General features: G+C 73.4%; 19 protein-coding genes. 9 read left to right on the forward strand and 10 right to left on the reverse strand.

The features are described from left to right. Positions 1-10 precede the first annotated feature (10 nt). The 9 genes from C892_RS31640 to C892_RS0120230 all read left to right on the forward strand — a co-directional run bounded on the left by C892_RS31640 (position 11) and on the right by C892_RS0120230 (position 10,042). Entirely contained in the window at positions 11-1,168 is a 1,158-nt protein-coding gene (locus C892_RS31640) for a nitroreductase family protein (protein ID WP_026124510.1), read from the forward strand. Further along, on the forward strand, positions 1,165-2,877 hold the full coding sequence (locus C892_RS0120195) for an ATP-binding cassette domain-containing protein (RefSeq protein ID WP_026124511.1): 1,713 nt from the start codon (positions 1,165-1,167) through the stop codon (positions 2,875-2,877). Before C892_RS31640 ends, C892_RS0120195 begins: the two co-directional genes overlap by 4 nt. Further along, positions 2,874-4,592 carry an ABC transporter ATP-binding protein gene (locus tag C892_RS0120200; RefSeq protein WP_017558656.1) on the forward strand — a complete coding sequence of 573 codons (1,719 nt, stop codon included), beginning with the start codon at positions 2,874-2,876 and terminating at the stop codon, positions 4,590-4,592. The genes C892_RS0120195 and C892_RS0120200 overlap by 4 nt, the downstream gene beginning before the upstream one ends. Before the next feature lie 190 nt (positions 4,593-4,782). Next, entirely contained in the window at positions 4,783-5,490 is a 708-nt protein-coding gene (locus C892_RS0120205; RefSeq protein ID WP_017558657.1) for an SDR family NAD(P)-dependent oxidoreductase, read from the forward strand. A gap of 71 nt (positions 5,491-5,561) precedes the next feature. Beyond that, positions 5,562-5,828, forward strand: coding sequence for a hypothetical protein (locus C892_RS0120210; protein WP_017558658.1), 267 nt, complete (start codon positions 5,562-5,564; stop codon positions 5,826-5,828). 56 nt (positions 5,829-5,884) lie between these two features. Then, complete coding sequence (locus C892_RS0120215) at positions 5,885-6,364, forward strand: hypothetical protein (protein WP_017558659.1); 480 nt, start codon at positions 5,885-5,887, stop codon at positions 6,362-6,364. Between the two features lie 222 nt (positions 6,365-6,586). Further along, complete coding sequence (locus tag C892_RS0120220) at positions 6,587-7,252, forward strand: hypothetical protein (RefSeq protein ID WP_017558660.1); 666 nt, start codon at positions 6,587-6,589, stop codon at positions 7,250-7,252. Positions 7,253-7,908: 656 nt separating this feature from the next. Next, complete coding sequence (locus C892_RS0120225; RefSeq protein ID WP_017558661.1) at positions 7,909-9,561, forward strand: BCCT family transporter; 1,653 nt, start codon at positions 7,909-7,911, stop codon at positions 9,559-9,561. Positions 9,562-9,574: 13 nt separating this feature from the next. Then, complete coding sequence (locus C892_RS0120230) at positions 9,575-10,042, forward strand: Hsp20/alpha crystallin family protein (RefSeq protein ID WP_017558662.1); 468 nt, start codon at positions 9,575-9,577, stop codon at positions 10,040-10,042. A gap of 99 nt (positions 10,043-10,141) precedes the next feature. Here the strand turns inward: C892_RS0120230 and C892_RS0120235 are convergent, their stop codons facing one another. The 10 genes from C892_RS0120235 to nusA form a co-directional block, all read right to left on the reverse strand. Further along, the gene (locus C892_RS0120235) at positions 10,142-11,476 is read right to left on the reverse strand and encodes a M16 family metallopeptidase (protein WP_017558663.1); all 1,335 of its coding nucleotides are present in this window, start codon (positions 11,474-11,476) and stop codon (positions 10,142-10,144) included. Positions 11,477-11,933: 457 nt separating this feature from the next. After that, entirely contained in the window at positions 11,934-14,243 is a 2,310-nt protein-coding gene (locus tag C892_RS0120240; protein WP_017558664.1) for a polyribonucleotide nucleotidyltransferase, read from the reverse strand. Between the two features lie 381 nt (positions 14,244-14,624). Then, the gene (gene rpsO / locus C892_RS0120245) at positions 14,625-14,894 is read right to left on the reverse strand and encodes a 30S ribosomal protein S15 (protein WP_017539003.1); all 270 of its coding nucleotides are present in this window, start codon (positions 14,892-14,894) and stop codon (positions 14,625-14,627) included. Between the two features lie 387 nt (positions 14,895-15,281). After that, the gene (locus C892_RS0120250; protein ID WP_040685530.1) at positions 15,282-15,776 is read right to left on the reverse strand and encodes a riboflavin kinase; all 495 of its coding nucleotides are present in this window, start codon (positions 15,774-15,776) and stop codon (positions 15,282-15,284) included. Between the two features lie 150 nt (positions 15,777-15,926). Then, positions 15,927-16,799 (reverse strand): tRNA pseudouridine(55) synthase TruB, encoded by an 873-nt coding sequence (truB, locus tag C892_RS0120255; RefSeq protein WP_017558666.1) that lies wholly within the window; start codon positions 16,797-16,799, stop codon positions 15,927-15,929. Between the two features lie 34 nt (positions 16,800-16,833). Continuing rightward, a complete protein-coding gene (rbfA, locus tag C892_RS0120260; protein WP_026124512.1) occupies positions 16,834-17,277 on the reverse strand; it encodes a 30S ribosome-binding factor RbfA in 444 nt (147 codons plus the stop codon). Between the two features lie 5 nt (positions 17,278-17,282). Next, positions 17,283-17,624 carry a DUF503 domain-containing protein gene (locus tag C892_RS0120265; RefSeq protein ID WP_051060575.1) on the reverse strand — a complete coding sequence of 114 codons (342 nt, stop codon included), beginning with the start codon at positions 17,622-17,624 and terminating at the stop codon, positions 17,283-17,285. 88 nt (positions 17,625-17,712) lie between these two features. After that, a complete protein-coding gene (gene infB / locus C892_RS0120270) occupies positions 17,713-20,691 on the reverse strand; it encodes a translation initiation factor IF-2 (protein ID WP_017558667.1) in 2,979 nt (992 codons plus the stop codon). Positions 20,692-20,904: 213 nt separating this feature from the next. Continuing rightward, positions 20,905-21,219 carry a YlxR family protein gene (locus tag C892_RS30790; RefSeq protein WP_051063578.1) on the reverse strand — a complete coding sequence of 105 codons (315 nt, stop codon included), beginning with the start codon at positions 21,217-21,219 and terminating at the stop codon, positions 20,905-20,907. Then, positions 21,203-22,231 carry a transcription termination factor NusA gene (gene nusA, locus C892_RS0120275; RefSeq protein WP_017538996.1) on the reverse strand — a complete coding sequence of 343 codons (1,029 nt, stop codon included), beginning with the start codon at positions 22,229-22,231 and terminating at the stop codon, positions 21,203-21,205. Before nusA ends, C892_RS30790 begins: the two co-directional genes overlap by 17 nt. Between the last annotated feature and the right edge of the window lie 5 nt (positions 22,232-22,236).

Genomic DNA, 22,236 nt, shown 5'->3' on the forward strand with positions numbered 1-22,236 from the left:
AGAGCCCACCATGACCAGCACCGACCTGCCCGCCGGACCCGCGGGCGACCACCCTTCCCCCGGCCGTCGGCCGGTCACCGGGCGCCCGGGCACCGAGCGGCCGGGGACCGGGCGGCCGACGGACCTTCCCGCCGCCCTGGCGCGGGCGCTCACCGGCGACCCGCCGGGCGGACCGCTGCCGCCCGGACCGCGCGCCAACCCGTGGCGGGCCGCCGGCGCCGAACCGGTCGCCGTCCCCGCCCGCGAACGCGACCTCCTGCACGGGCTCTGGCGCGCCGACGGCCGCCACCGCCTCCCCGACGGGACCCCGACCTCCGTCGCCCGGCGGCCCGTGCCGTCCGCCGGGGGCGCCTACCCGGTGCGGACCCACCTCGTCGCCGGCGCGGACGCCGGAGGGCTCGCCCCCGGGCGGTACGCCTACGACATGGAGCAGGACGTGCTCCTGCGGCGGGACGGGACGGCGGACCGCGCGGCCGGGTGGCCCGGCGCCGCCGACCGCCCCGCCGCCGGGACCCGCCTGGTCCTGACGGTGCAGCCGGGGCGGAGCTTCGGCCGCTACCGGCACCGCGCGTGGCCCCTGTGGATCGCGGACACCGCGTACGCGCTCGCCGCCGTGGAGTTCCTGTACGCCCCGGAGCCGCTCACGGTGCGGCTCGGCCCGGGCGCCGCCCTGCGGGCGCTGCTCGGCGTCCCGCCCGCCGCCGAACCGCGGCGGTGGCTCGACCGCGGGCTCGCCCCCGAGATCCCGCTCGCGGCGGTCGACCTCCCGCGGTCGCGGCCGATCGCCCCCGCACGCCGCGACGCGCTGGCCGTGCGGCGCTCGCCCGCCATCGCCGAGTTCGCCGCGTTCGCCGAGTCCGCGGAGCCGGCCCCGAGCGGGGACGCCGCGGCCGAACGCGTCGCCCGGGCCTCCGGCCAGGCATGGGTGCGCGGCGCCCGGCGCCTGCACGCCTGGTCCGTCCCCACCGGCGCCGCCACGGCCGAGCTCGCCGAGGCGCTGTGGCAGGCCCACCGCGCCGCGGCCGTCGTCTGCTACTCGGGCGCCGCCGGCGGCGAATGGCGGAGCAGGCCCGTCTCCGGGTTCACGGCCGGGGACGGCGCCTGGATCGTCCACGCGCTGGCGGTGCTCCCCGGCGATGGACGCCCCGGGCGGGAGGACCGCCCATGATGATCGTCGGACACCTGTGGCGCGAGGCCGCGCGGTTCCCCGCCGCGCTCCTGTCGAGCACCGCGCTGCTCCTGCTGGTGTTCCTCACCCACCTGGCCCAGGCCGCCGCCATCGCCTGGTCGATGTCGGCGGTGCTGCGCGGCGCGCCGCAGGACGTCCTGCTGGCGCTGCTGCTGATCGTGGGCATCGCGGTGCTGCGGCTGCTGGCGTCGCTGACGCAGTCGGCGGCCGCCGCCGGGCTGGGCGGCCGGGTGAGGCAGGCCCTGCGCCGCCGGGCGATGGAGGCCGCGCTGGTGCCGGAGCGGTTGCACGACACCGCCGTCCGGGACGGGACGATGCGGGCGAGCCTGAGCGACGGCGTCGACGGCACCGACGCCTACGTCTCCAAGTACATCCCCGCCGTCGCGCAGGTGGCGGTGGCCTGCCCCGCCGTGGTGGTCCTGCTCGCCCTGCTCTCGCCTCCGGCGGCGGCGGGCGTGGCCGCCGCGGTCCTGCTGGCGGTGTTCGGGCCGATGGCGTGGAAGCGGCTGATCGCCCGGCGCGGGCTCGACCACTGGGACGGCTATGAGGCGCTCAGCGCCGACGTGCTCGAATCCCTGCGGGGCATGGCGACGCTGCGGGCGCTCGGCGACGTGTCGGGGACCCGGGCGCGCCTGCACGCCCGATCGGAGGCGCTGCGCCGGGCGACGGAGCGGGTCATGCGCGCGGGCCTGGCCGAGACCGCGGTGACGGACCTGGCCGTCCAGGGCGGGATCGTGGCGGCCGCGGGCGTTGCCGTGTGGGGGGCGGTCTCGGGGCAGGCCCCCGCGGGCGGGGTCTACCTCGTGCTGCTGCTCGCCTCGGAGGCGTTCCGGCCGGTCCGGGAGCTGTCCCGGCACTGGCACGCGGGCTTCCTCGGGCTCACCGCGGTCCCCGGACTGGAGGAGATCGGCGCGTTCGACCGGGAGCACGGCGAAGGGGCGCCCGTCCCCGCTTCCGTCCCTGAGGCTGCGGACGAGGACGGGGCCGGGGGCGGGCGACGGGACGGCGACCCGCGCGGCGGGGCCGCGTCCGCCTCCTCCGCCGAGGTGCTGCGCGTGTCGGACCTGGGCTTCCGGTACCCTGGCGCGGCCGGTGACGTCATCGGCGGCCTGGACCTGACCGCCCGCCGCGGCGCGCTCAGCGCGATCGCCGGGCCGTCGGGCTCGGGCAAGTCCACCCTCTTCGACCTGCTGCTGGGCTTCCTCACCCCGGCCCGCGGCCGGATCACCCTGGACGGCCGGCCGCTGCGCACCCGCGACATCGCGGTGGTCTCCCAGCGCCCCGTGCTCTTCGCCGGCACGGTCCGGGAGAACCTCGACGCCACCGGCACCGCCGCCGGGGAGGCGGAGCTGGTCGCGGCGTGCCGCGCCGCCGGGGTGCTGGAGGAGGTCCGCGCGCTCCCGCACGGCTTCGACACCGAGGTCGCCGAGGCCGGCTCCAGCCTGTCCGGCGGGCAGCGCCAGCGCCTGGCCCTGGCCCGGGCGCTGCTCGCGCACCGCCCGGTGCTGCTGGTCGACGAGCCGACCAGCGCGCTCGACACCGGCCGCGCCGCGGACGTCCTGGCCACGCTCCACCGGGTGGCGCGCGAGCGCATCGTCATCATGATCAGCCACCGCCCCGAGGCCCTCGCCGGCGTGCCGACCGTGCTGCGGCTGGACGCGGGCCGCCTGGACAGGAGTGTTCCGTGAGCACCCGCGCCGCGATCCGCGGCTTCGGCCGCCTGCTGCCCGCGCTGCGCCCCGAACGGCGCGCGATGGCCGGGAGCTACCTCGTCGCGACCGCGAGCGCGCTCGGCCTCGCGGCCCTGTCGGTGCTGACCGCGTGGGCGGTCGGCCACGCCATCGTCGACCGGACGCCCCCCGGGCCGGTGTGGTGGACGGCCGTCATCGGCCTCGTGCTGCTGCGGACCCTGCTCACCTGGCAGGAGATGGACGTGTCGCACGCCCTGGCCTACCGCGTGCTGGCCCGGCTGCGGATGGCGCTCTTCGACGCCTACGCGCGCAGCGTGCCCGCGCGCCGCCGCGAGCACTCCGGGCGCGCGGCGGCCGTGGCGATGGGCGACATCGAGAAGCTGGAGTTCTTCTACGCCCACACCGTGGCCCAGCTCGGCGCCTCGCTGACGGTGTTCCTCGCCTCCTTCACCGCCGCCGCGGTCCTGCTGCCCGAGGCGGCGCTGGTCATGTTCGGCGGGAGCGCGCTCGTCGCGGGCACGGCGCTGTGCTGGGCGGGCGCCGCGCGGCGGATCGGCGAGCGGGAGCAGCGGGACCGCGAGACGCTCTCGGCGCGGACCGTCGACGCGCTCGGCGCGCTGCGCGAGGTGCTCGGCTACGGCCTCGCCCCGCGGATCGTCGCCGAGGCCGCGGAGGCCACCGGGCGCGCGGCCGCGGTCTCCCGCCGGCGGGAGCTGCTCTCCCGGTTGAGCGCGGGGGTGCGCGAGGTGATCGTCACCGCCGTGGTGATCGGGGTGATCGCGGTCAGCGCCGCCGCCGCGGGCGTGCTCTCCGACACCGCCGACGCGCGGCTGTCCCCGGCCGTCCTGCCCGCGCTCATCGCCCTCGCCCTCGCGGGGGTCTCGGCCGTCACCGAGGCCGCCACGACGGTGACCGAGCTCCACCCGCTCACCGCGAGCGCGCGGCGCGTCGCCGACGGAATCGCCCGCCCGCCGGTCGTGTCCGCGCCCGAGCGGCCGCGGCGCGTCCCGGACGGGCCCCTGGGGGTGAGGTTCCGCGGGGTCTCCTTCTCCTACGACGATCGGCGGCCGACCCTTCAGGGGTGGTCGGTCGACGTCGCGCCCGGCGAGCACGTGGGCCTCGCCGGGCCCTCGGGGGCGGGCAAGAGCACGGTCGTCGCGCTCGCGGCGCGCCTGTGGGACCCGTCGGCGGGGGCCGTGGAGCTGGTGGCCGCCGACGGCACGGCCGTGCCCGTGACCGGGATCGACGACGAGGCGTTCCGCGACGCCGTGGCCCTGGTCGAGCAGGACGCCCGGCTCTTCCACGGCACGCTCCGCGACAACCTCCTGCGCGGGACCGGGCCCCGGCCCGACGCGGAGCTGCGGGGGGTGCTCGAACGCGTGGGCGCCGAGGGGTGGATCGGCCTCGACGAGGAGCTGGGAGAAGGCGGGGTGCGCCTCTCCGGCGGGCAGCAGGCGCGGCTGTGCCTGGCACGCGCGCTCGTCAGGCGGCCGCGCGTCCTGCTCGTCGACGAGGTCACCGCGAGCCTGGACCCTGAGACCGAGCGCGTGGTCTCCGAGGTCATCGCCGGGTTCGACGGAACGGTCCTCGCCGCGTCCCACCGCCACGAGACCCTCGCCCACTTCGAACGCGTGGTGCACGTCCAGGCCCCCGCCCCGGACGGCGAGCCGGAAAAGGACCGTGCCCGCCACCCTGCGCAGGACGGGTCGTGACCGTGTCCCCGCCGGAAGGCCGGGGGCTGCGCCTCCGCTCCACGGCCACGAGGGTGAGAAAGCCCTGAACCCGCGGACGAGCGGCCCCGGCGCGCCCCGGCACGGTCTGTCCTCCCGGGGACGCCTCTTCCAGACGTCCGGGCCCGGGCCCCGGTTCCGGTGGGGGCCGGGGGCGGCGGAGACTTGGGGCATGACGACCACACTGATCACCGGAGCGAACAAGGGGCTCGGATACGAGACCGCGCGCAGGCTCGTCGCGGTGGGGCACCGGGTGTACATCGGGAGCCGCGACCCCGGGCGCGGGCGGCGGGCCGCTGAGGAGGTGGGGGCGCGGTTCGTGCCGCTCGACGTCACCGATGACGCCTCGGTCGACGCCGCGGCACGGGCCGTCGAGGCCGACGGCGGGCTCGACGTGCTGGTGAACAACGCGGGCGTGGAGGGGCGGCTGAGCGGCGGCGGTGTGCGCGGCGCCGAGGAGGAGACCGCGGACACGGTCGGGGCCGTGCTGGAGACCAACGTGCTGGGCGTGGTGCGGGTCATGCACGCCTTCCTCCCGCTCCTCCGGCGGTCGCCGGCGCCGGTGGTGGTCAACCTCAGCAGCGGCCTGGCGTCGATGGCCCGCATGACCACGCCCGGGACCCCGTTCCACGCCTACCCCGGCATCGCCTATCCGCTCTCCAAGAACGCCGTCAACATGCTCACGGTGCAGTACGCGAAGGCGCTCCCGCAGATGCGGATCAACGCCGTGGACCCCGGCTACGTCCGGACCGACCTGAACGCGAACACCGGGACGGCGTCCGTGGAGGAGGGCGCCGAGGTCATCGTCCGCCTGGCCCGAGTGGGACCGGACGGCCCCACCGGCGGCTACTTCGACATCGACGGCGCCCTGCCTTGGTGAGCAGGCAGATCGGGAAGCCGGCCGGACATCGGGCAAAGAGTTCACCCGGCCCTCGGAGCGACGACCTCGGCATGAGCTGGACCCCCTTCGGACACGCGGAGCGGTTCGACTTCCAGGCGATCGACCCGGCGGAGGGCACGATCTACGGCGGGGTGCGGATGGACGGTCCCAGCGAGTGGCTGGACACGGTCGGCCCGGCCAACTGGCCTCCCTCCCTGTACGAGGGGCACTCCATGTACGGCTACTTCTCCATTCCCGCCCCGCCGGAGGGCACCGATACCTTGACCTTCGACGGCGACCGGTTCGGCATGTTCCCGGACGTCCCGGTCGAGTCCTGAACGGCGAGGGCCCGAGGACGCCGGGCCCTGATTCCCGCGATCTCGAAGGAGCCTGCATGACGCGGATCGGCATCACCGGTCACTCCAACCTCTCGGCCGACACCGTTCCGCTGGTGCGCACCGCTCTGGACGAGGTGCTCGCCCCCTACGGCGGCGACCTGGTCGGCGTCTCCTGCCTGGCGCGGGGGGCCGACCAGGTCTTCGCCGAGGCCGTGCTGGACGCCGGCGGGACGCTGGAGGTCGTGCTCCCCTCGGTCGACTACCGCGAGGCCAAGGTCGCGCCCGGGGATCTCGGCCGGTTCGACGCGCTGCTGATGCGGTCGGCGCTGGTCAGGTACATGCCGCACAGGTCGGCCGGGCCGGACGCCTACAGGGACGCCAACGAGTCCGTCCTCGCCGGGACCGACCGCCTCGTCGCCGTCTGGGACGGCCGCCCCTCGGGCGGCAAGGGCGGGACCGGCGACGCGGTCGAGGCCGCACGCGCCCGGGGCGTCCCCGTCGACGTCGTCTGGCCCGACGGCGCCCGGCGCGAATGAGGCTCCGAGGCGGCCCCGGCCGCCGCGGCAGGCGGGCGGGGCCGGAGTGGGAGGGCCCGACCGAAGGATCGGCACGTCTGACCCGCCTTTCCGGTTGACCTGCATCGACGTCCACTTAGGGCCAATCCGGTGGGCGAACCCGTGTGACGGGAGAGGCGTCCCACACGGTGTACGGGATCCGGGCCGCAGCCCGGGTCCGGGCGATCGAAGGGGGACCGAACGATGCATTCCGACCCGTCCAACGACCCCGCCGGCGCTGACGGCGCCGGCGCCGATTCCACCGCCACCCGGGGCCGGACCGCCGCCCGGCGGCGTCGCGGCCTGCTCGGGGGCGCCGCCGCGACGGCCGCGGCCTCGGCTCTGGCCCTGGCCGCCGCCGCGCCGGCCGCCGCCGACACGGCTGACCGGGCCGCTGTGCCCGGCGGCGGCTCCGGCGCGGGGATGCGCCACTGCGAGTCGAGCGACTACAAGCTCATCTACGAGGGGCGCGACGCCGCCGCCGGGACCATGTACATCCGCTTCTCCATGGCCCGCATCATGGGCGACGGCCCCGGTCAGGAGCCGTGCCTCCAGGACAACATGGTCTCGATGCACTGGGTCGACGAGTACGGGGGCGACCGGGTCGGCGACTGGGCCCGGTACGACCCCGACCCGCCCGAGCCCTTCGTCGTGGAGCCCGGCGGCGTCACCGACCTCACCATCCGCCAGCCCAACCCGCTGAACTACCCCGAGGAGGACTGCGACCCGACACCGGTCGCGGGCGTGCAGGTGTACCTGCGCTTCGAGGGCGATCCGGGCACCTACGGCTCCACCGGGGGCGCGGACGTGATGTGCTCCGAGCCGGGCAAGGCCGTCCCGACGGCGTTCGTCGCCCCGCACGAGGTCTGAGCGGGTTCCGAGCGAGGTCCGGGCGGGGCGGCTCGCCGCCCCCGGACACCTGGCGGGGAGCGGCCCCGGAACGCCCGCGGACGTTCCGGGGCCGTTCCTGGTGCGCCGCCGCCGGGCCCGGGCCGGGCCTGCGGACAGTGCGGGCCGGAGCGCGTGGCCGGATGCGGCCCGCCCCGGGACCAGCCGGAACATCTACCCCAAATCCCCCTTATGCCCTTTTTGTCGCACTCGGCGACACGAACCGCCGCCCCCCTTTTCACCGGGGCACGGCCGGGGTATATGACCAGGGCCCGGTGCGACCGGGGGCGACAGGGCCGACACCCAGCGTCCCCGAACACGCCGCATACTACAGAGAACCCTACATTCGGATTAATTTACGATAACCGATCGCGTCGCATATGCTGCACTGTCGCCACTCCGGTCTATGATTTATCCGAAAGCTTGCCGCTATTGGCGGAACGTAATTGGATAACAAGTCACCGGGCGAGAGGACACGGGGGCGCGGCATCGCGAGCACCCTGCTTCACCTGCGACGATAGCGGGACATCGAGGCAATCGGCGCGCACCCCGACCGTCATCGCGGCCCGGGCGGCCCCGAGGAGGTAATCGCCATCTCTCGCTTAAACGCATACATCCGGGAGCACACGAACCCGCCGGTGTTCTTCATCTCAGGCGCGGTTGTCCTGGCGTTCCTCGTCGTCGGCGTGGCGATCCCCGACCGGTTCGGTGAGATCTCCACCGCCACCCGGGACTGGATCGGTCAGTACTTCGGCTGGCTCTACATCCTGGCCACCACCTTCTTCCTCGGCGTCTCGGTCTTTCTGATGCTGAGCCGCTACGGGAACATCCGGCTCGGCCCGGACTCCTCACGCCCCGAGTTCAGCACCCTGGCCTGGTTCGCCATGCTGTTCACCGCGGGCATGGGCATCGGCCTGGTCTTCTACGGCGTCTACGAGCCGACCCTGCACCTGCAGGACGAGTTCGTGAACAGCGTCGGCAACGACCCGGCCGCCCAGGCGATGCAGTACACGCTGTTCCACTGGGGCTTCCACCCCTGGGCGGTCTACATCGTCCTCGGGCTCGCGCTGGGCTACTTCTGCTTCCGCAAGGGCCTGCCCATGCGGCCGGCCTCTGCGCTGTACCCGCTGATCGGCGACCGCATCTACGGGTGGATCGGCAACCTGATCGACATCCTCGCGGTGTTCGGCACCCTGTTCGGCCTGGCGACCTCGCTCGGCCTGGGCACCCAGCAGGTCAGCGCGGGCCTGAGCCACGTGTTCGGGATCCCCGACAACCTGCTGGTGCAGGTGGTCATCATCTGCCTGATCACGTCCGTGGCCGTGGTCAGCGTCGTGGCCGGGATCGACAAAGGCATCCGCCGCCTGTCGGTGATCAACCTGTGGATGGCCTTCGCCCTGCTCGTCGTTATGTTCCTGGTCGGCCCGAAGCTGTTCCAGCTGAGCATGATGGTCACCGGCCTGGGCGACTACCTGCAGAACCTCGTTCAGATGAGCCTGAACTTCATCTCGCCCCAGGGCAACGAGGCGGCCCGCACCTTCTCCGAGGGCTGGTCGATCTTCTACTGGGGTTGGTGGATCTCCTGGTCGCCGTTTGTCGGCATGTTCCTGGCGCGCATCTCCTACGGGCGGACCATCCGCCAGTTCGTCCTGGGCACCCTGTTCGCCCCGGTCGGCGTCAGCGTGATCTGGTTCGGCGTCTTCGGCGGCACCGGCATCTTCTACGACATGTTCCGCCTCGAGGGCGACGACATGATCTCCAACTCCGCGAACGAAGGGGCGGCGACCTTCAACCTGATCGACGCCTTCCCGCTCCCCGCGGCGCTGCTGGCCCTGCTGGCCCTGCTGACCATCGCGGTGGTGACGATCTTCTTCATCACCTCCTCGGACTCCGGTTCGCTGGTGGTCGACATGCTCACCAACGGCGGCGACCCGCACCCCGTCCGCGCCCAGCGCATCTTCTGGGCCACCATGGAGGGCCTGGTCACCATCGTGCTGCTGGTGGTGGGCGGTACGGCCGCGATCGACGCCCTGCAGGCGGCGGCGGTGTCCACCGGCCTGCCGTTCGCGATCGTCCTGATCGTCATCGCGTTCAGCCTGCTGAAGGCGCTGCGCCAGGAGAGCCCCGCGTCCATGCTGCCCAGCGGCCTGGTGGTGCCCACGGACGGCAAGGGCCCGCCGACCATCCAGGTCGACGGCGACCGCATCCCGGTCGAGGAGCCCGCGGGCCGCACCGCGCCGGGCGACACCGCGCCCAAGGACACCGCACCCAACGACACCGGCGAGAAGTGAGAGGAGGTCGACGATGCCGCCCAAGAAGAGGACCCGTAACCCGTTCCGCGGCGTGATGGACATGATGAGCGAGATGAACCGCATCTCGGACACCATGGCCAACCTGGAGACGGGCACTGCGACGCAGCGGGGCTACTCCGATGCGTGGAGCCCCACCACGGACATCTTCGCCCGTGGGAACAACCTGGTCATCCGCAGCGAACTGCCGGGGGCGTCCCCCGAGAACGTCGAGGTCACCTTCTCGCACGGCTACCTCACCATCGCCGGCGAGCGCAACAAGGACGACGAAGGGGTCATCTACTACGCCGAGGAGCGGTTCCGCGGCGCGTTCCGGCGGGAGATCACCCTGCCCGAGGGCGTCGAGGAGACCGACATCGAGGCCAAGTTCGACGACGGCCTGCTGGAGATCACCGTGAAGAACGGGGCCGACGCCGAGGGCCCGGCCCAGATCAACGTGCAGAGCAAGAAGCGCCGCGCCTAGCGGCCGCTGCCCGAGAAAGAGGGCCGGTCCCGGGGACTCCCCGGGACCGGCCCTTCCTCGTGCCCGCGCCTGTGCACACGGGGGGCGGCGGACGCGCTCCTAGAACTCGCGCCCCTGGTCATAGGGGCCGATCACGGCCAGCGTGTGCTCCCCGGACAGCAGCTCCTCGGCCACGTGCGCCACCTCCTCGGTGGTCACCGCGTCGAACAGCGCCAGGTCCTCGTCCAGCGAGTAGTGCTTGGCATAGCCGAGCTCGTGGGCGGTCAGCCGCCCCATGCGGGCGCTGGAGCCCTCGCTGCCGAGCACCCACGACCCCTTGATCTGGCCCTTGGCCCGCTCGATCTCCTCAGGGGTGAGCCCGCCCCGGGCGGCCGCGTCCAGCTCCTGCCGGCACACCCCGAGGACCTCGTCGATCTTCTCCGGCAGGCACCCGGCGTAGATCTGGAACGCCCCGGTCTCGGCGTGGGCGCCGTGGAAGGCCTGGACCGCGTAGGCCAGGCCGCGCCTCTCGCGGACCTCCTGGAAGAGCCGCGACGACATGCCGCCGCCCAGCGCCGAGGCGAGCACCCGCACCGCGTACCACCGCGGGTCGGTGCGGCTCACCCCCTCGCACCCCAGGATCAGGTGCGCCTGCTCGGTCTCGCGGGACAACAGCGCGGTGCCGGGGTGCACCGGGACCCGGGCGCCGCCGATGCGGGGTGCGGCCGGGGCCGCGTCGGGCGCCTGGGCCAGCACCTCGGAGAAGGCCTCGCGGACCAGCTCCACCACCGCCTCGTGCTCCAGCCCGCCGGCGGCGGCCACCACCAGCTCCGACGGCCGGTAGGCGCGCGCGTACTGCTCGGCGATGCGCTCGCGGGGAAGGCGCCCGATGGTGTCGTTGGTGCCCAGGATGGGCCGCCCCAGCCCGCTGCCGGCGTAGAAGTGCGCGGCGAAGACGTCGTCGACCAGGTCGCCCGGCTCGTCCTCGTACATCGCGATCTCTTCGAGGATCACCCCGCGCTCGGTCTCCACCTCCCCCGGGTCCAGGACCGAGTTCGCCACCATGTCGCCGACCACGTCGACCGCCAGCGGCAGGTCGCGGTCGAGCACCTTGGCGTAGTAGCTGGTGTGCTCCTTGGTGGTGTAGGCGTTGTGGTCGGCGCCCACGCCGTCCAGCAGCGCCGAGATCTCCAGCGCGCTCCGCCGCCCGGTGCCCTTGAACAGCAGGTGCTCCAGGAAGTGCGCGGCACCGGCGTGGTCGTCGTCCTCGTCCCGGGAGCCGGTGGTCGCCGAGATCCCGAAGGCCGCCGAGCGCATGCCGGGCACGGCCTCGCTGACCACCCGCAGTCCGCCGGGCAGGACGGTGCGGCGCACCAGCCCGGACCCCTCGGCGGGCTCCAGGAGGGTGAGGGAGGTGCCCGGGTCCTGCTCGGCCGCGGTGCAGGGAGTGCTCACCTGATTCCTTTCGAAGAGGCCCGGCCTTCAGACCGGGGAGGAAGCGGGCCCCGGCAGAGCGGGGCAGTGCAGGGGTCCGCCCACCGCTCCGGCCGAATCCGCGCACCGGGAGACGGTGCGCTGATCCCGCCGTCCGCGCCTGCTCGGGCCGACTCGAGCCGGAACGCCGGTCCGGGTCGGCCTGCGGCAGGGTCGGCGGGATCAGTGGATTCGGTGCGGAGCCTGTTGCGGGGCTGGTTCCAGGGCCGATGGCCGGCCCGCCCCACGCCTTCGGTCCGGTGGGCGGTCGGTGGTGAAGCGGAGAACCGGCCCCGCGAGGGGCGGTGCCCTCTGCTCCGGCCCGGAGAAGAGCCGCACCGCCCCCTGGTCTGCGGCCGTCGGTGCCGGTGGAGGGGGCCGAACGGCCGGGGCGGCCGCCCCCGAAGGGTGCGGCCGCCCCGGTACCGGGCTCGGTCGGTCAGGTGTTCTCGCTGCTGCGGGCCCCACGGCTGCGGCGCCGACGGCGCGGCGCGCCGCCCTCGCCCTCACCGTCGCCGGACTCCTCGCCGCCGTCCTCGGCGGACTCGTCGGCGTCCGCGGCCGGGGCCGGGGCCGACTCGGCCTCCACGACCTCGACGGGCACCAGCGAGAGCTTGCCGCGGTCGTCGATCTCGCGGATCTCGACCTGGATCTTCTCACCGATCCCGATCACGTCCTCGAGGTTCTCGATCCGCTTGCCGCCGTGCAGCTTGCGGATCTGCGAGATGTGCAGCAGCCCGTCCTTGCCGGGCAGCAGCGACACGAACGCGCCGAAGGCGGTGGTCTTGACGACCGTGCCCAGGTAGCGGTCGCCGACCTCGGGCATCGTCGGGTTGGCGATGCTGTTGACGGTGTCCCGGGCGGCCTCGGCCGAGGGGCCGTCGACGGCGCCGATGTAGATCGTGCCGTCGTCCTCGATGGTGATGTCGGCGCCGGTGTCCTCCTGGATGGAGTTGATCATCTTGCCCTTGGGGCCGATGACCTCGCCGATCTTCTCCACCGGGATCTTCACGGTCAGGATGCGCGGCGCGTGCGGGCTCATCTCCGCGGGGCGCTCGATGGCCTCCTGCATCACGTCCAGGATGGCCAGGCGGGCGCCGCGGGCCTGCTGCAGTGCGGCCGCCAGCTGCTCGGCGGGGATGCCGTCGAGCTTGGTGTCCAGCTGCAGCGCGGTGATGAGGTCGCGGGTGCCGGCGACCTTGAAGTCCATGTCGCCGAAGGCGTCCTCGGCGCCGAGGATGTCGGTCAGCGTGACGAACCGGTCGCCGTCGCTGATCAGGCCCATCGCGATGCCGGACACCATCTCCTTGAGCGGCACGCCGGCCTGCATCAGGGACATGGTCGAGGCGCAGACCGAGCCCATCGAGGTCGACCCGTTGGAGCTGACCGCTTCGGAGACCTGCCGGATCGCGTAGGGGAACTCCTCACGCGAGGGCAGTACCGGGAGCAGGGCCCGCTCGGCCAGGGCGCCGTGGCCGATCTCGCGGCGCTTGGGCGAGCCCACCCGGCCGGTCTCACCGGTGGAGTAGGGCGGGAAGTTGTAGTTGTGCATGTAGCGCTTGGTCCGCTCGGGGTTGAGCGTGTCGACCATCTGCTCCATGCGCAGCATGTTCAGCGTGGTGACACCCAGGATCTGGGTCTCGCCGCGCTCGAACAGGGCCGAGCCGTGCACCCGCGGCACCACGCCGACCTCGGCGCTGAGCGGACGGATGTCCTTGGGGCCGCGCCCGTCGATGCGGACCTGGTCGCGCAGCACGCGCTCGCGCATGAGCTGCTTGGTCAGCGACCGGAACGCCGCGGAGATCTCCTTCTCCCGGCCCTCGAAGTCCTCGACGAGCTTCTCGGCGGCCTGGGCCTTGACCTCGTCCAGCCGGGCCTCGCGGTCCTGCTTGTCGGCGATGGTCAGCGCCTCGGCCAGCGCCTCGCGCACCTGGCCCTCGACCGCGGCATAGACGTCGTCCTCGTAGTCGAGGAAGATCGGGAACTCGCCGGTCGGCTTGGCGGCCTGCTCGGCCAGGGCCTGCTGGGCCCGGCACAGCACCTTGATGAAGGGCTTGGCGGCCTCCAGGCCCTCGGCCACCGTCTGCTCGGTGGGCCCGACGGCGCCGTCGGCGACCAGCTTCAGGGTGCCGGGGGTCGACTCGGCCTCGACCATCATGATCGCGACGTCGCCGTCGTCGAGCACACGGCCGGCCACGACCATGTCGAAGGTGGCGTTCGCCAGCTCCGAGTGGGCCGGGAAGGCCACCCACTGGCCCTCGATCAGGGCCACCCGCACGCCGCCGATGGGCCCGGAGAAGGGCAGGCCGGCCAGCTGGGTGGACATCGAGGCGGCGTTGATCGCGACCACGTCGTAGAGGTGGTCCGGGTGCAGAGACATGATCGTCTCGACGACCTGGATCTCGTTGCGCAGGCCGTGCTTGAACGACGGGCGCAGCGGGCGGTCGATCAGCCGGCAGGTGAGGATGGCGTCCTCGGACGGCCGGCCCTCGCGGCGGAAGAACGAGCCGGGGATGCGCCCGGCGGCGTACATGCGCTCCTCGACGTCCACCGTGAGCGGGAAGAAGTCGAGGTTGTCCTTGGGCCGCTTGGACGCGGTGGTGGCGGAGAGCACCATCGTGTCGTCGTCAAGGTAGGCCACGGCGGAGCCGGCGGCCTGCTGGGCCAGGCGGCCCGTCTCGAACCGGATGGTCCGGGTGCCGAAGCGGCCGTTGTCGATCACGGCCTCGGCGGAATACGCGCCCTCCATGGGCGTCCTCCTCGTTCGGAAAATCGGGTGCGCTCACCCGCGTCCGAGCCCCGGAGGGTCCTCTTGCGTCGCCGAGGGTCATGCTCGGTACCGAGCGCGCCGGTTCTTCTTTCCGGCGGGCCCGGCCCATGACGGCCGGCCTTCGATCGAAGCCCGCGGCAAGCCCCTCAGGGCGGGCCGCGAGCCACTACCGAGGACCGGCCTCGACGCGGCGGCCGAGGTGCGGGCGCGGGAGCGCTGTCCTTCACTGCTTATTCGTTTGTCGGCGCAGGTGTGAACCTGCGCTCACCATGGACCATACTGCCTGGCCACGGCGAGATGTGGTAGATCCACACTACTAAGAGAGGGAGCGGCCGTGGCCACTCCCTCTCTTCTGACCGCTCAGCGGCGCAAGCCCAGGCGCTGGATGAGCTCGCGGTAGCGGTTGATGTCCTTCTTCTGGATGTACTTCAGAAGGCGGCGGCGACGGCCGACCATCAGCAGCAGGCCGCGGCGGCTGTGGTGGTCGTGCTTGTGCGACTTCAGGTGCTCGGTCAGCTCGGTGATCCGGTGGGTGAGCAGCGCCACCTGGACGTCCGGCGAGCCCGTGTCGCCCTCGACCGTGCCGTACTCGGCGACGATCTTCTTCTTGGTCTCGGCGTCGATCGCCAAAGGTGCTCCTTGTCGATGGTTCGGTACGCGTGTGCCGCCTGACTCCGTTCGGTCGGCGGCGGGCCGCGGTGACCGCGCGTACGAGCAGTCACCGTCCCAGATGGCCCGCGTTCGGGCGGCGCATCGGCGCCGGCCCCCGGTCGGGCGTCCTCCTCCCCCGCGCCACGCGGGGAGGGCAGGGCTGAACAGCCTCCACGAGTCTAACGCACATCCGCCCCGCCCAAGACCGCCGCGTGAGCAGGCGGGAGGGCGGGGGCAGATGGACCGGTCATCCCCGCACGTGCGGGGAGCACGCAGGCCCTTTGTTGATCTCGGGGGAGTCGGCCTTGTACCGGCCGGTACAAGGCCGACTCCCCCGAGATCAACAACGCGGCCCGCTCCCTCCCCCTAGGCCTCGGGCTTCTCCGCGGTGTCCATCATCTCGCGGGCGCGTCCGACGTCGGCGTGCATCGCCTCGATCAGCTCGTTCACGTCGGAGAAGCGGCGCTGCCCGCGGATGCGGTACACGAAGTCCACCGCCATCTTCTCCCCGTACAGCTCCAGGTCGTCGCGGTCCAGCGCGTACGCCTCGACCGTGCGCTCGGTGCCCTCGAAGGTGGGGTTGGTGCCCACCGAGATCGCGGCCGGCCAGTGCGCCTCGGCGCCCCGGTCCGGGTCGGCGCGCAGCAGCCACCCGGCGTAGACCCCGTCCTCCGGGACCTCTCCGCCCTCGGTGACGTCCAGGTTGGCCGTGGGGAACCCCAGCAGCTCACGCCCGCGCGCGGCGCCGTGCACCACCACGCCCTCCACCCGGTGCGGGCGGCCCAGCGCCGCGGCGGCCTCCTCGACCCGCCCCTGGGCGGCGAGCTCCCGCGCTCCGGCGGTCTCCCCCTGCTGCGGCACGTGCCCCTCCTCCTCGGTTCGGGCTTCGCTCCGGGGCCCGGTGCGGTCGTCCGCACCGGATCCCTTCACCGGCTCACCGCCCCGGATCCCCGCTCCGGGCGCCGGCTCGGGCCCCACCGGTCCACACCCCGCCGGTCAGGCCCCACCGGCTCAGCCGGCGAACACCACGATGGGCTTGCTGTACCCGGGCCGGTCCTCGGCCAGGGCCACGACCCCGCCGTCCGGGGCGAACAGGCCGATCGGCCCGGGCCCCAGGGTACTGGGCGCGATCCGGTTGCCGTGGGCGACCTTGCGCGCCTCGTCCTCGCTGAGCACCCGCACCGGGAACGCCGCGGCCACCGCCTGGGACAGCGGCAGCGCGGTGAATTCCTCGGCCAGCTCGTCCAGCGTGCGCGCCTGCTCCAGCCCGTAGGGCCCCACCCGGGTGCGGCGCAGCCGGGTGAGGTGGCCGCCCACGCCCAGCGCCTCGCCCATGTCGCGGGCGAGCGCGCGGATGTAGGTGCCGCTGGAACAGGTGACGCGCACGTCCAGGTCGACGAAGCCGTCGGCCTGCCGCACGCGGTCCACCGCGAACTGCGCGACCGTGGCGGGCCGCGCCTTCAGCTCGACCGACTCCCCCGCGCGGGCCGACTTGTAGGCCCGGCGCCCGTTCACCTTGATCGCGCTGACCTGCGGCGGGATCTGCATGATCTCGCCGGTCAGCGCGGCCGCGGCGGCGCGCACGTCCTCCTCGGCGACCCCGCTCGCGTCGGTGCGGGAGGTCTCCTCGCCCTCGGCGTCGTCGGTGTTGGTGGTGGCGCCCAGCCGGACCGTGCCCTCGTACTCCTTCTCGGTGAGGGTCAGGTGGCCCAGCAGCTTGGTGCCCTTGCCGATGCCGAGCACCAGCACCCCGGTGGCCATCGGGTCCAGGGTCCCGGCGTGGCCCACCTTGCGGGTGCCGGCCAGCCGCCGGACCCGGGCGACCACGTCGTGCGAGGTCCAGTCGGCCGGCTTGTCGACGATCGCGACGCCGCTGTCGGTCATGGGTCGGGTGGTCCTCAGTCTGTCGGTGCGGCGGCTACTCGGCCGACTCGGCCTCGTCCTCGTGCGGGGTCTTGTACGGGTCGGGGTCCCCCGCCGGGCTGGCCCCGGCGGCGGAGCGCGCCACCTCGGCGTCGCTGGCCCGCGCCTGGGCCAGCAGGTCCTCGATGTGCTGGGCGTTGGCCTGCACCTCGTCGGCCTCGAAGGTGAGGCTGGGGGTGTGCCGCAGCCCGGTCTGCCGGCCCACCTCGGTGCGGATCACGCCCTTGGCGCTCTCCAGCGCGGCGGCGGTGCCGGCCTTCTCCTCGTCGGTGCCGAAGACGGTGTAGTACACCGTGGCGTCGCGCAGGTCGTTGGTGAGCCGGGCGTCGGTCACCGTCACGAACCCCAGGCGCGGGTCCTTGATCCGGCGCTCCAGCATCTCCGCCACGATCTTCTGGATGCGGTCGGCGAGCTTGCGCGCGCGTGCGGCGTCCACCATGGTCGTCATTCCTCCTCTGGACCGAAGAGCCGCCGCCTCGCGGAGAGCAGCTCGATCTCTGGCCGTCCGGCCACCATGCGCTCGCAGGTGTCGAGCACCTCGGAGCAGTGCGCGGCCGTCGAGGCCACGACGGCGATCCCGATCTCGGAGCGGCGGTACAGGTCCTGCTCCCCGGTCTCGGCGACCGAGACGGAGAAGCGGCGCTGGATCTCGGCCACGATGGGCCGGACCACCGACCGCTTCTGCTTCAGCGAGCGGACGTCGCCCAGCAGGATGTCCAGGGTCAGGGACCCCACGTAGGCGCCGCTCCGGGCGCGGTTCCTCGCGTTGCGCGATCTGGATGTCATCACATGCCACATGACGGAGTGGCGGGCCGTCGAGGGGTGGTGGGACGGGGGCCGGGGCCCCGCCGGAGCGGGGCCCCGTACCGCCTCGTCAGTCGCGCGGCTTCTCGCGCATCTCGTAGACCTCGATCACGTCCTCGACGCGGAGGTCGTTGAGACCCAGGCCGATACCGCACTCGTATCCATCGCGGACCTCGGTGGCATCGTCCTTGAACCGGCGCAGCGAGTCCACGTTGAGGTTGTCGGAGACGACCACCCCGTCGCGGATGAGCCGCGCCTTGGCGTTGCGCCGGATGATGCCGCTGCGGACGATCGAACCGGCGACGTTGCCGATCTTGGGGACCTTGAAGACCTCGCGGATCTCCGCGGTGCCCAGGGTCGCCTCCTCGTAGATCGGCTTGAGCAGGCCCTTGACGGCCGCTTCCACTTCCTCGATCGCCTGGTAGATGACCGAGTAGTAGCGGATGTCGACGCCCATGCGGTCGGCGAGCTGGCTGTTCTTGCCCTCCGGCCGGACGTTGAAGCCGATGATGATCGCCTCCGACGTCGACGCCAGGTTGATGTCGTTCTGCGTGATCGCACCGACACCGCGGCCGACGATGCGGATGCCGACCTCGTCGCCGCCCGCGTCGATCTTGAGCAGCGACTCCTCCAGGGCCTCCACGGAACCGGACATGTCACCCTTGATGAGCAGGGGCAGCTCGGTGCGCTCCCCCTCCTCCAGGGTCTTCTGCCAGTTGTCCAGGGTGACCCGGCGGGTGGCCTTGGCCTGCTGGGCGAAGCGCTCGCGCGCCTCGCGCTGCTGGGCGATCTGGCGCGCGACCCGGTCGTCCTTGACCACCAGGAAGCTGTCGCCGGCGCTGGGCACGTTGGTCAGGCCCAGCACCTGGACCGGCCGCGAGGGCTCGGCGCTCTCGACGTTGCGGCCGTTCTCGTCCAGCATGGCCCGCACGCGCCCGTAGGCGTCGCCGCAGACGATCGAGTCGCCCACGTTCAGCGTGCCGCGCTGCACCAGCACGGTGGCGGTGGAGCCGCGCCCGCGGTCGAGGTAGGCCTCGATCGCCAGGCCCTGGGCCTCCATCCCCGGGTTGGCCCGCAGGTCCAGCGCCGCGTCGGAGGTCAGCACGATCGACTCCAGCAGGGCGTCGATGTTCTCGCCCCTCAGGGCGGAGATGTCGACGAACTGCACGTCGCCGCCGAACTCCTCGGCGACCAGGCCGTACTCGGTGAGCTGGGCCCGGACGCGCTGCGGGTCGGCGCCTTCGACGTCGATCTTGTTCACCGCCACCACGACCGGCACGTCGGCCGCCTTGGCGTGGTCGATGGCCTCGGCCGTCTGCGGCTTGACGCCGTCGTCGGCCGCGACCACCAGCACCGCGATGTCGGTGGCCTGGGCACCGCGGGCACGCATGGCGGTGAACGCCTCGTGGCCCGGGGTGTCGATGAAGGTGATCTTGCGGTCTTCCTCGTCCACCCGGGTGGAGACCTGGTAGGCACCGATGTGCTGGGTGATGCCGCCGGCCTCGCCGCCGATCACGTTGCTGTTGCGCACCGTGTCGAGCAGCCTGGTCTTACCGTGGTCGACGTGGCCCATGACGGTGACCACCGGCGGACGCGGACGCAGGTCCTCGTCGGTGCCGGCGTCCTCGCCGAACTCGATGGAGAACGACTCCAGCAGCTCGCGGTCCTCGTCCTCGGGGCTGACGACCTCGACCCGGTACTTCAGCTCCTCGCCGAGCAGCTGCAGCGCCTCGTCGGGCAGCGACTGGGTCGCGGTCACCATCTCGCCCAGGTGCATCATGACCTGGACCAGCGACGCGGGGTTGACCTCGATCTTGTCCCCGAAGTCGGCGAGCGAGGCGCCGCGGGACAGACGGATGGTCTTGTTGTTGCCGCTGGGGATCTTCACGCCGCCGAAGGACGGGGCGCCCAGGTCGTTGAACTCCTGACGCCGCATCTTCTTCGACTTGCGGGAGCGCCCGCGCGGGCCGCCGGGACGCCCGAAGGCGCCCGCCGTGCCGCCGCGGCCGCGACCGCCGCCCGGACGGCCTCCGAAGCCCCCGGGACGCGGGCCGCCGAAGCCGCCGCTGCCCGGACGCGGACCGCCGCCGCCACCGGGACGGGGGCCACCGCCGCCACCACCGGGGCGCCCGCGGCCGCCACCGCCGCCCGCACCGCGACCCGCGCCCGCGGGCGGGGTGGGCCGGGAGGCCGGCATGTTCATCGGGCTGGGGCGCGGACCGCTGGAGGGCGGACCCGGCTTGGGGCGGGGACCGCCCTGGCCGCCGCCGGGACGCGGAGCGCCCTGGCCGCCGCCCGGACGCGGGGCACCCTGGCCGCCGCCGGGGCGGGGACCGCCCTGGCCGCCGGGGCGCGGCGCCTGCGGACGCGGCGAGCCCTGGCCGCCGCCCGGTCGCGGACCGCCCTGGCCGCCACCGGGACGCGCACCGCCCTGGCCGCCCTGGCGCGGGCCCGGCTTGGCGGAGCCCATGCCGGTGGCCTGGGTCGAGAACGGGTTGTTACCGGGGCGCGGGCCGGAGGGGCGCGGACCCGGCTTGGGGCCGGGCTTGGGCGCGCCGCCGCGCTCGCTCTTGGGGCCCGGCTTGGGACCGGGCTTGGGGGCGGCCTGGCCGCCGCCGGTTCCGCCGCCGTTCTGCTTGGGGGCGGGCTTGGGGCCCGGCTTCGGGGCCTCTGCCTTGGGAGCCTCGGCCTTCGGGGCCTCCTGCGGAGCCTCCTTCGGGGCCTCGGCGCTCGGCGCACCGGGGCGCGGGCCGGGCTTGGGGCCCGGCTTGGGACCGGGCTTGGGGGCCGCGGGCCTGGCGGCCTCTCCCCCTCCCGGTGCGGACTCGCCGCGCGGACGCGGCTTGGACTCCGGGGCGGACGGCTTGGAGCCGCCCTTCTTGCCGGCGGAGCCCGGCTTCAGCTCGTCGGTGAGCTTGCGCACGACCGGCGCCTCGATCGTCGAGGACGCCGAACGGACGAACTCTCCCAACTCCTGGAGCTTGGCCATGACGACCTTGCTCTCAACTCCGAGCTCCTTAGCGAGCTCGTACACCCGGACCTTCGCCACTGCTCTCCTCTACTCGGTCCGGGACATGCGCTGTGCCGGACCGTCGCTAGCTTGACGTACTCATCGCTGCGTACTCATCGAGCGCTCATCGCAATCTCGACCCGCTTCCTCGTCGTTACACAACAATGGGTCAGTTACGCCGGTGTCCCGGCATAGCAAGACCCGCCGACGCCTGTTCGGTACAACCGCGGTGCCGACGTGATCATTCCAACCCTATCCGGAACGGTCGCCGTCTCCAACGCGCGGACCGCCGGAGAAGTAGGCGGCCACGCGGGAGGCGTCGAGCCGTGCACGGACCCGGAAGGCCCGCTGCCACGCTCCGCGCCGCTCCGCCGACGCCCGGCATGCGGGGTCGGGGTGGAGGTAGGCGCCCCGTCCCGGCGCCCGCCGGTCGGGATCGGGGGTCACCAGGGCGCCGTCGGCCACCAGACGTACCAGGTCGGACTGAGCCGCCCGAGACCGGCACCCCACGCAGGTGCGTACGGGGGGACGCCGGCCGCTTTCCCCGATTCTAGCGCGCTCCGGCATCGTCCAGGCCGTCCTCTGGGCCGTCCGGGCCGTGCGTCGCACCTTCCATCGGCTCGGCGCCGGGCACGTCCGAGCGGATGTCGATCCGCCACCCGGTGAGCCGGGCGGCCAGCCGGGCGTTCTGGCCCTCCTTGCCGATGGCCAGGGACTGCTGGTAGTCGGGCACGGTCACCCGGGCCACCTTGGCCGCGGCGTCGATCACCTCGACCCGGTCGACCCGGGCCGGGGACAGCGCGTTGCCCACGAACACGGCCGGGTCCTCGGAGTGGTCGACGATGTCGATCTTCTCCCCGTTGAGCTCGGCCATGACGTTGCGCACCCGGCTGCCCAGCGGGCCGATGCAGGCGCCCTTGGCGTTGACCCCCGGCTTGTTGGAGCGCACCGCCATCTTGGTGCGGTGCCCGGCCTCGCGCGCGATGGCCGCGATCTCCACGGTGCCGTCCGCGATCTCGGGCACCTCCAGCTCGAAGAGCTTGCGCACCAGGTTGGGGTGGGTGCGCGAGAGGGTGACCGAGGGGCCGCGGTGGCCCTTGCGGACCTGCACCACGTAGGCGCGCAGCCGCTCGCCGTGCCCGTAGTCCTCACCGGGCACCTGCTCCTGCGGGGGCAGGATGGCCTCCACCCGCCCCAGGTCCACCAGCACGTTCCGCGGGTCCCTGCCCTGCTGGATGATGCCGGAGACCACCTCGTACTCGCGCCCGGCGTACTCGCCCAGGGTCAGCTCGTCCTCGGCGTCGCGCAGCCGCTGCAGGATGACCTGCTTGGCGGTGGAGGTGGCGATGCGCCCGAAGCCGGTGGGCGTGGCGTCGTACTCGCGGGCCTGCCCGGTCTCCTCGTCGGTCTCGGAGGCCCACACGATCACGTGCCCGGTGGAGCGGTCCAGCTCGACCCGTACGGAGGCCTCGGTCCCTTCCTGCCGGTGGTAGGCGATCAGCAGGGCGTCCTCGATCGCCTTGACGACCAGGTCCACCGAGATGTCCTTCTCGCGCTCCAAGCTGCGCAGGACGCTCATGTCGA

Source organism: Nocardiopsis baichengensis YIM 90130 (assembly GCF_000341205.1).
GTDB lineage: Bacteria > Actinomycetota > Actinomycetes > Streptosporangiales > Streptosporangiaceae > Nocardiopsis_A > Nocardiopsis_A halophila.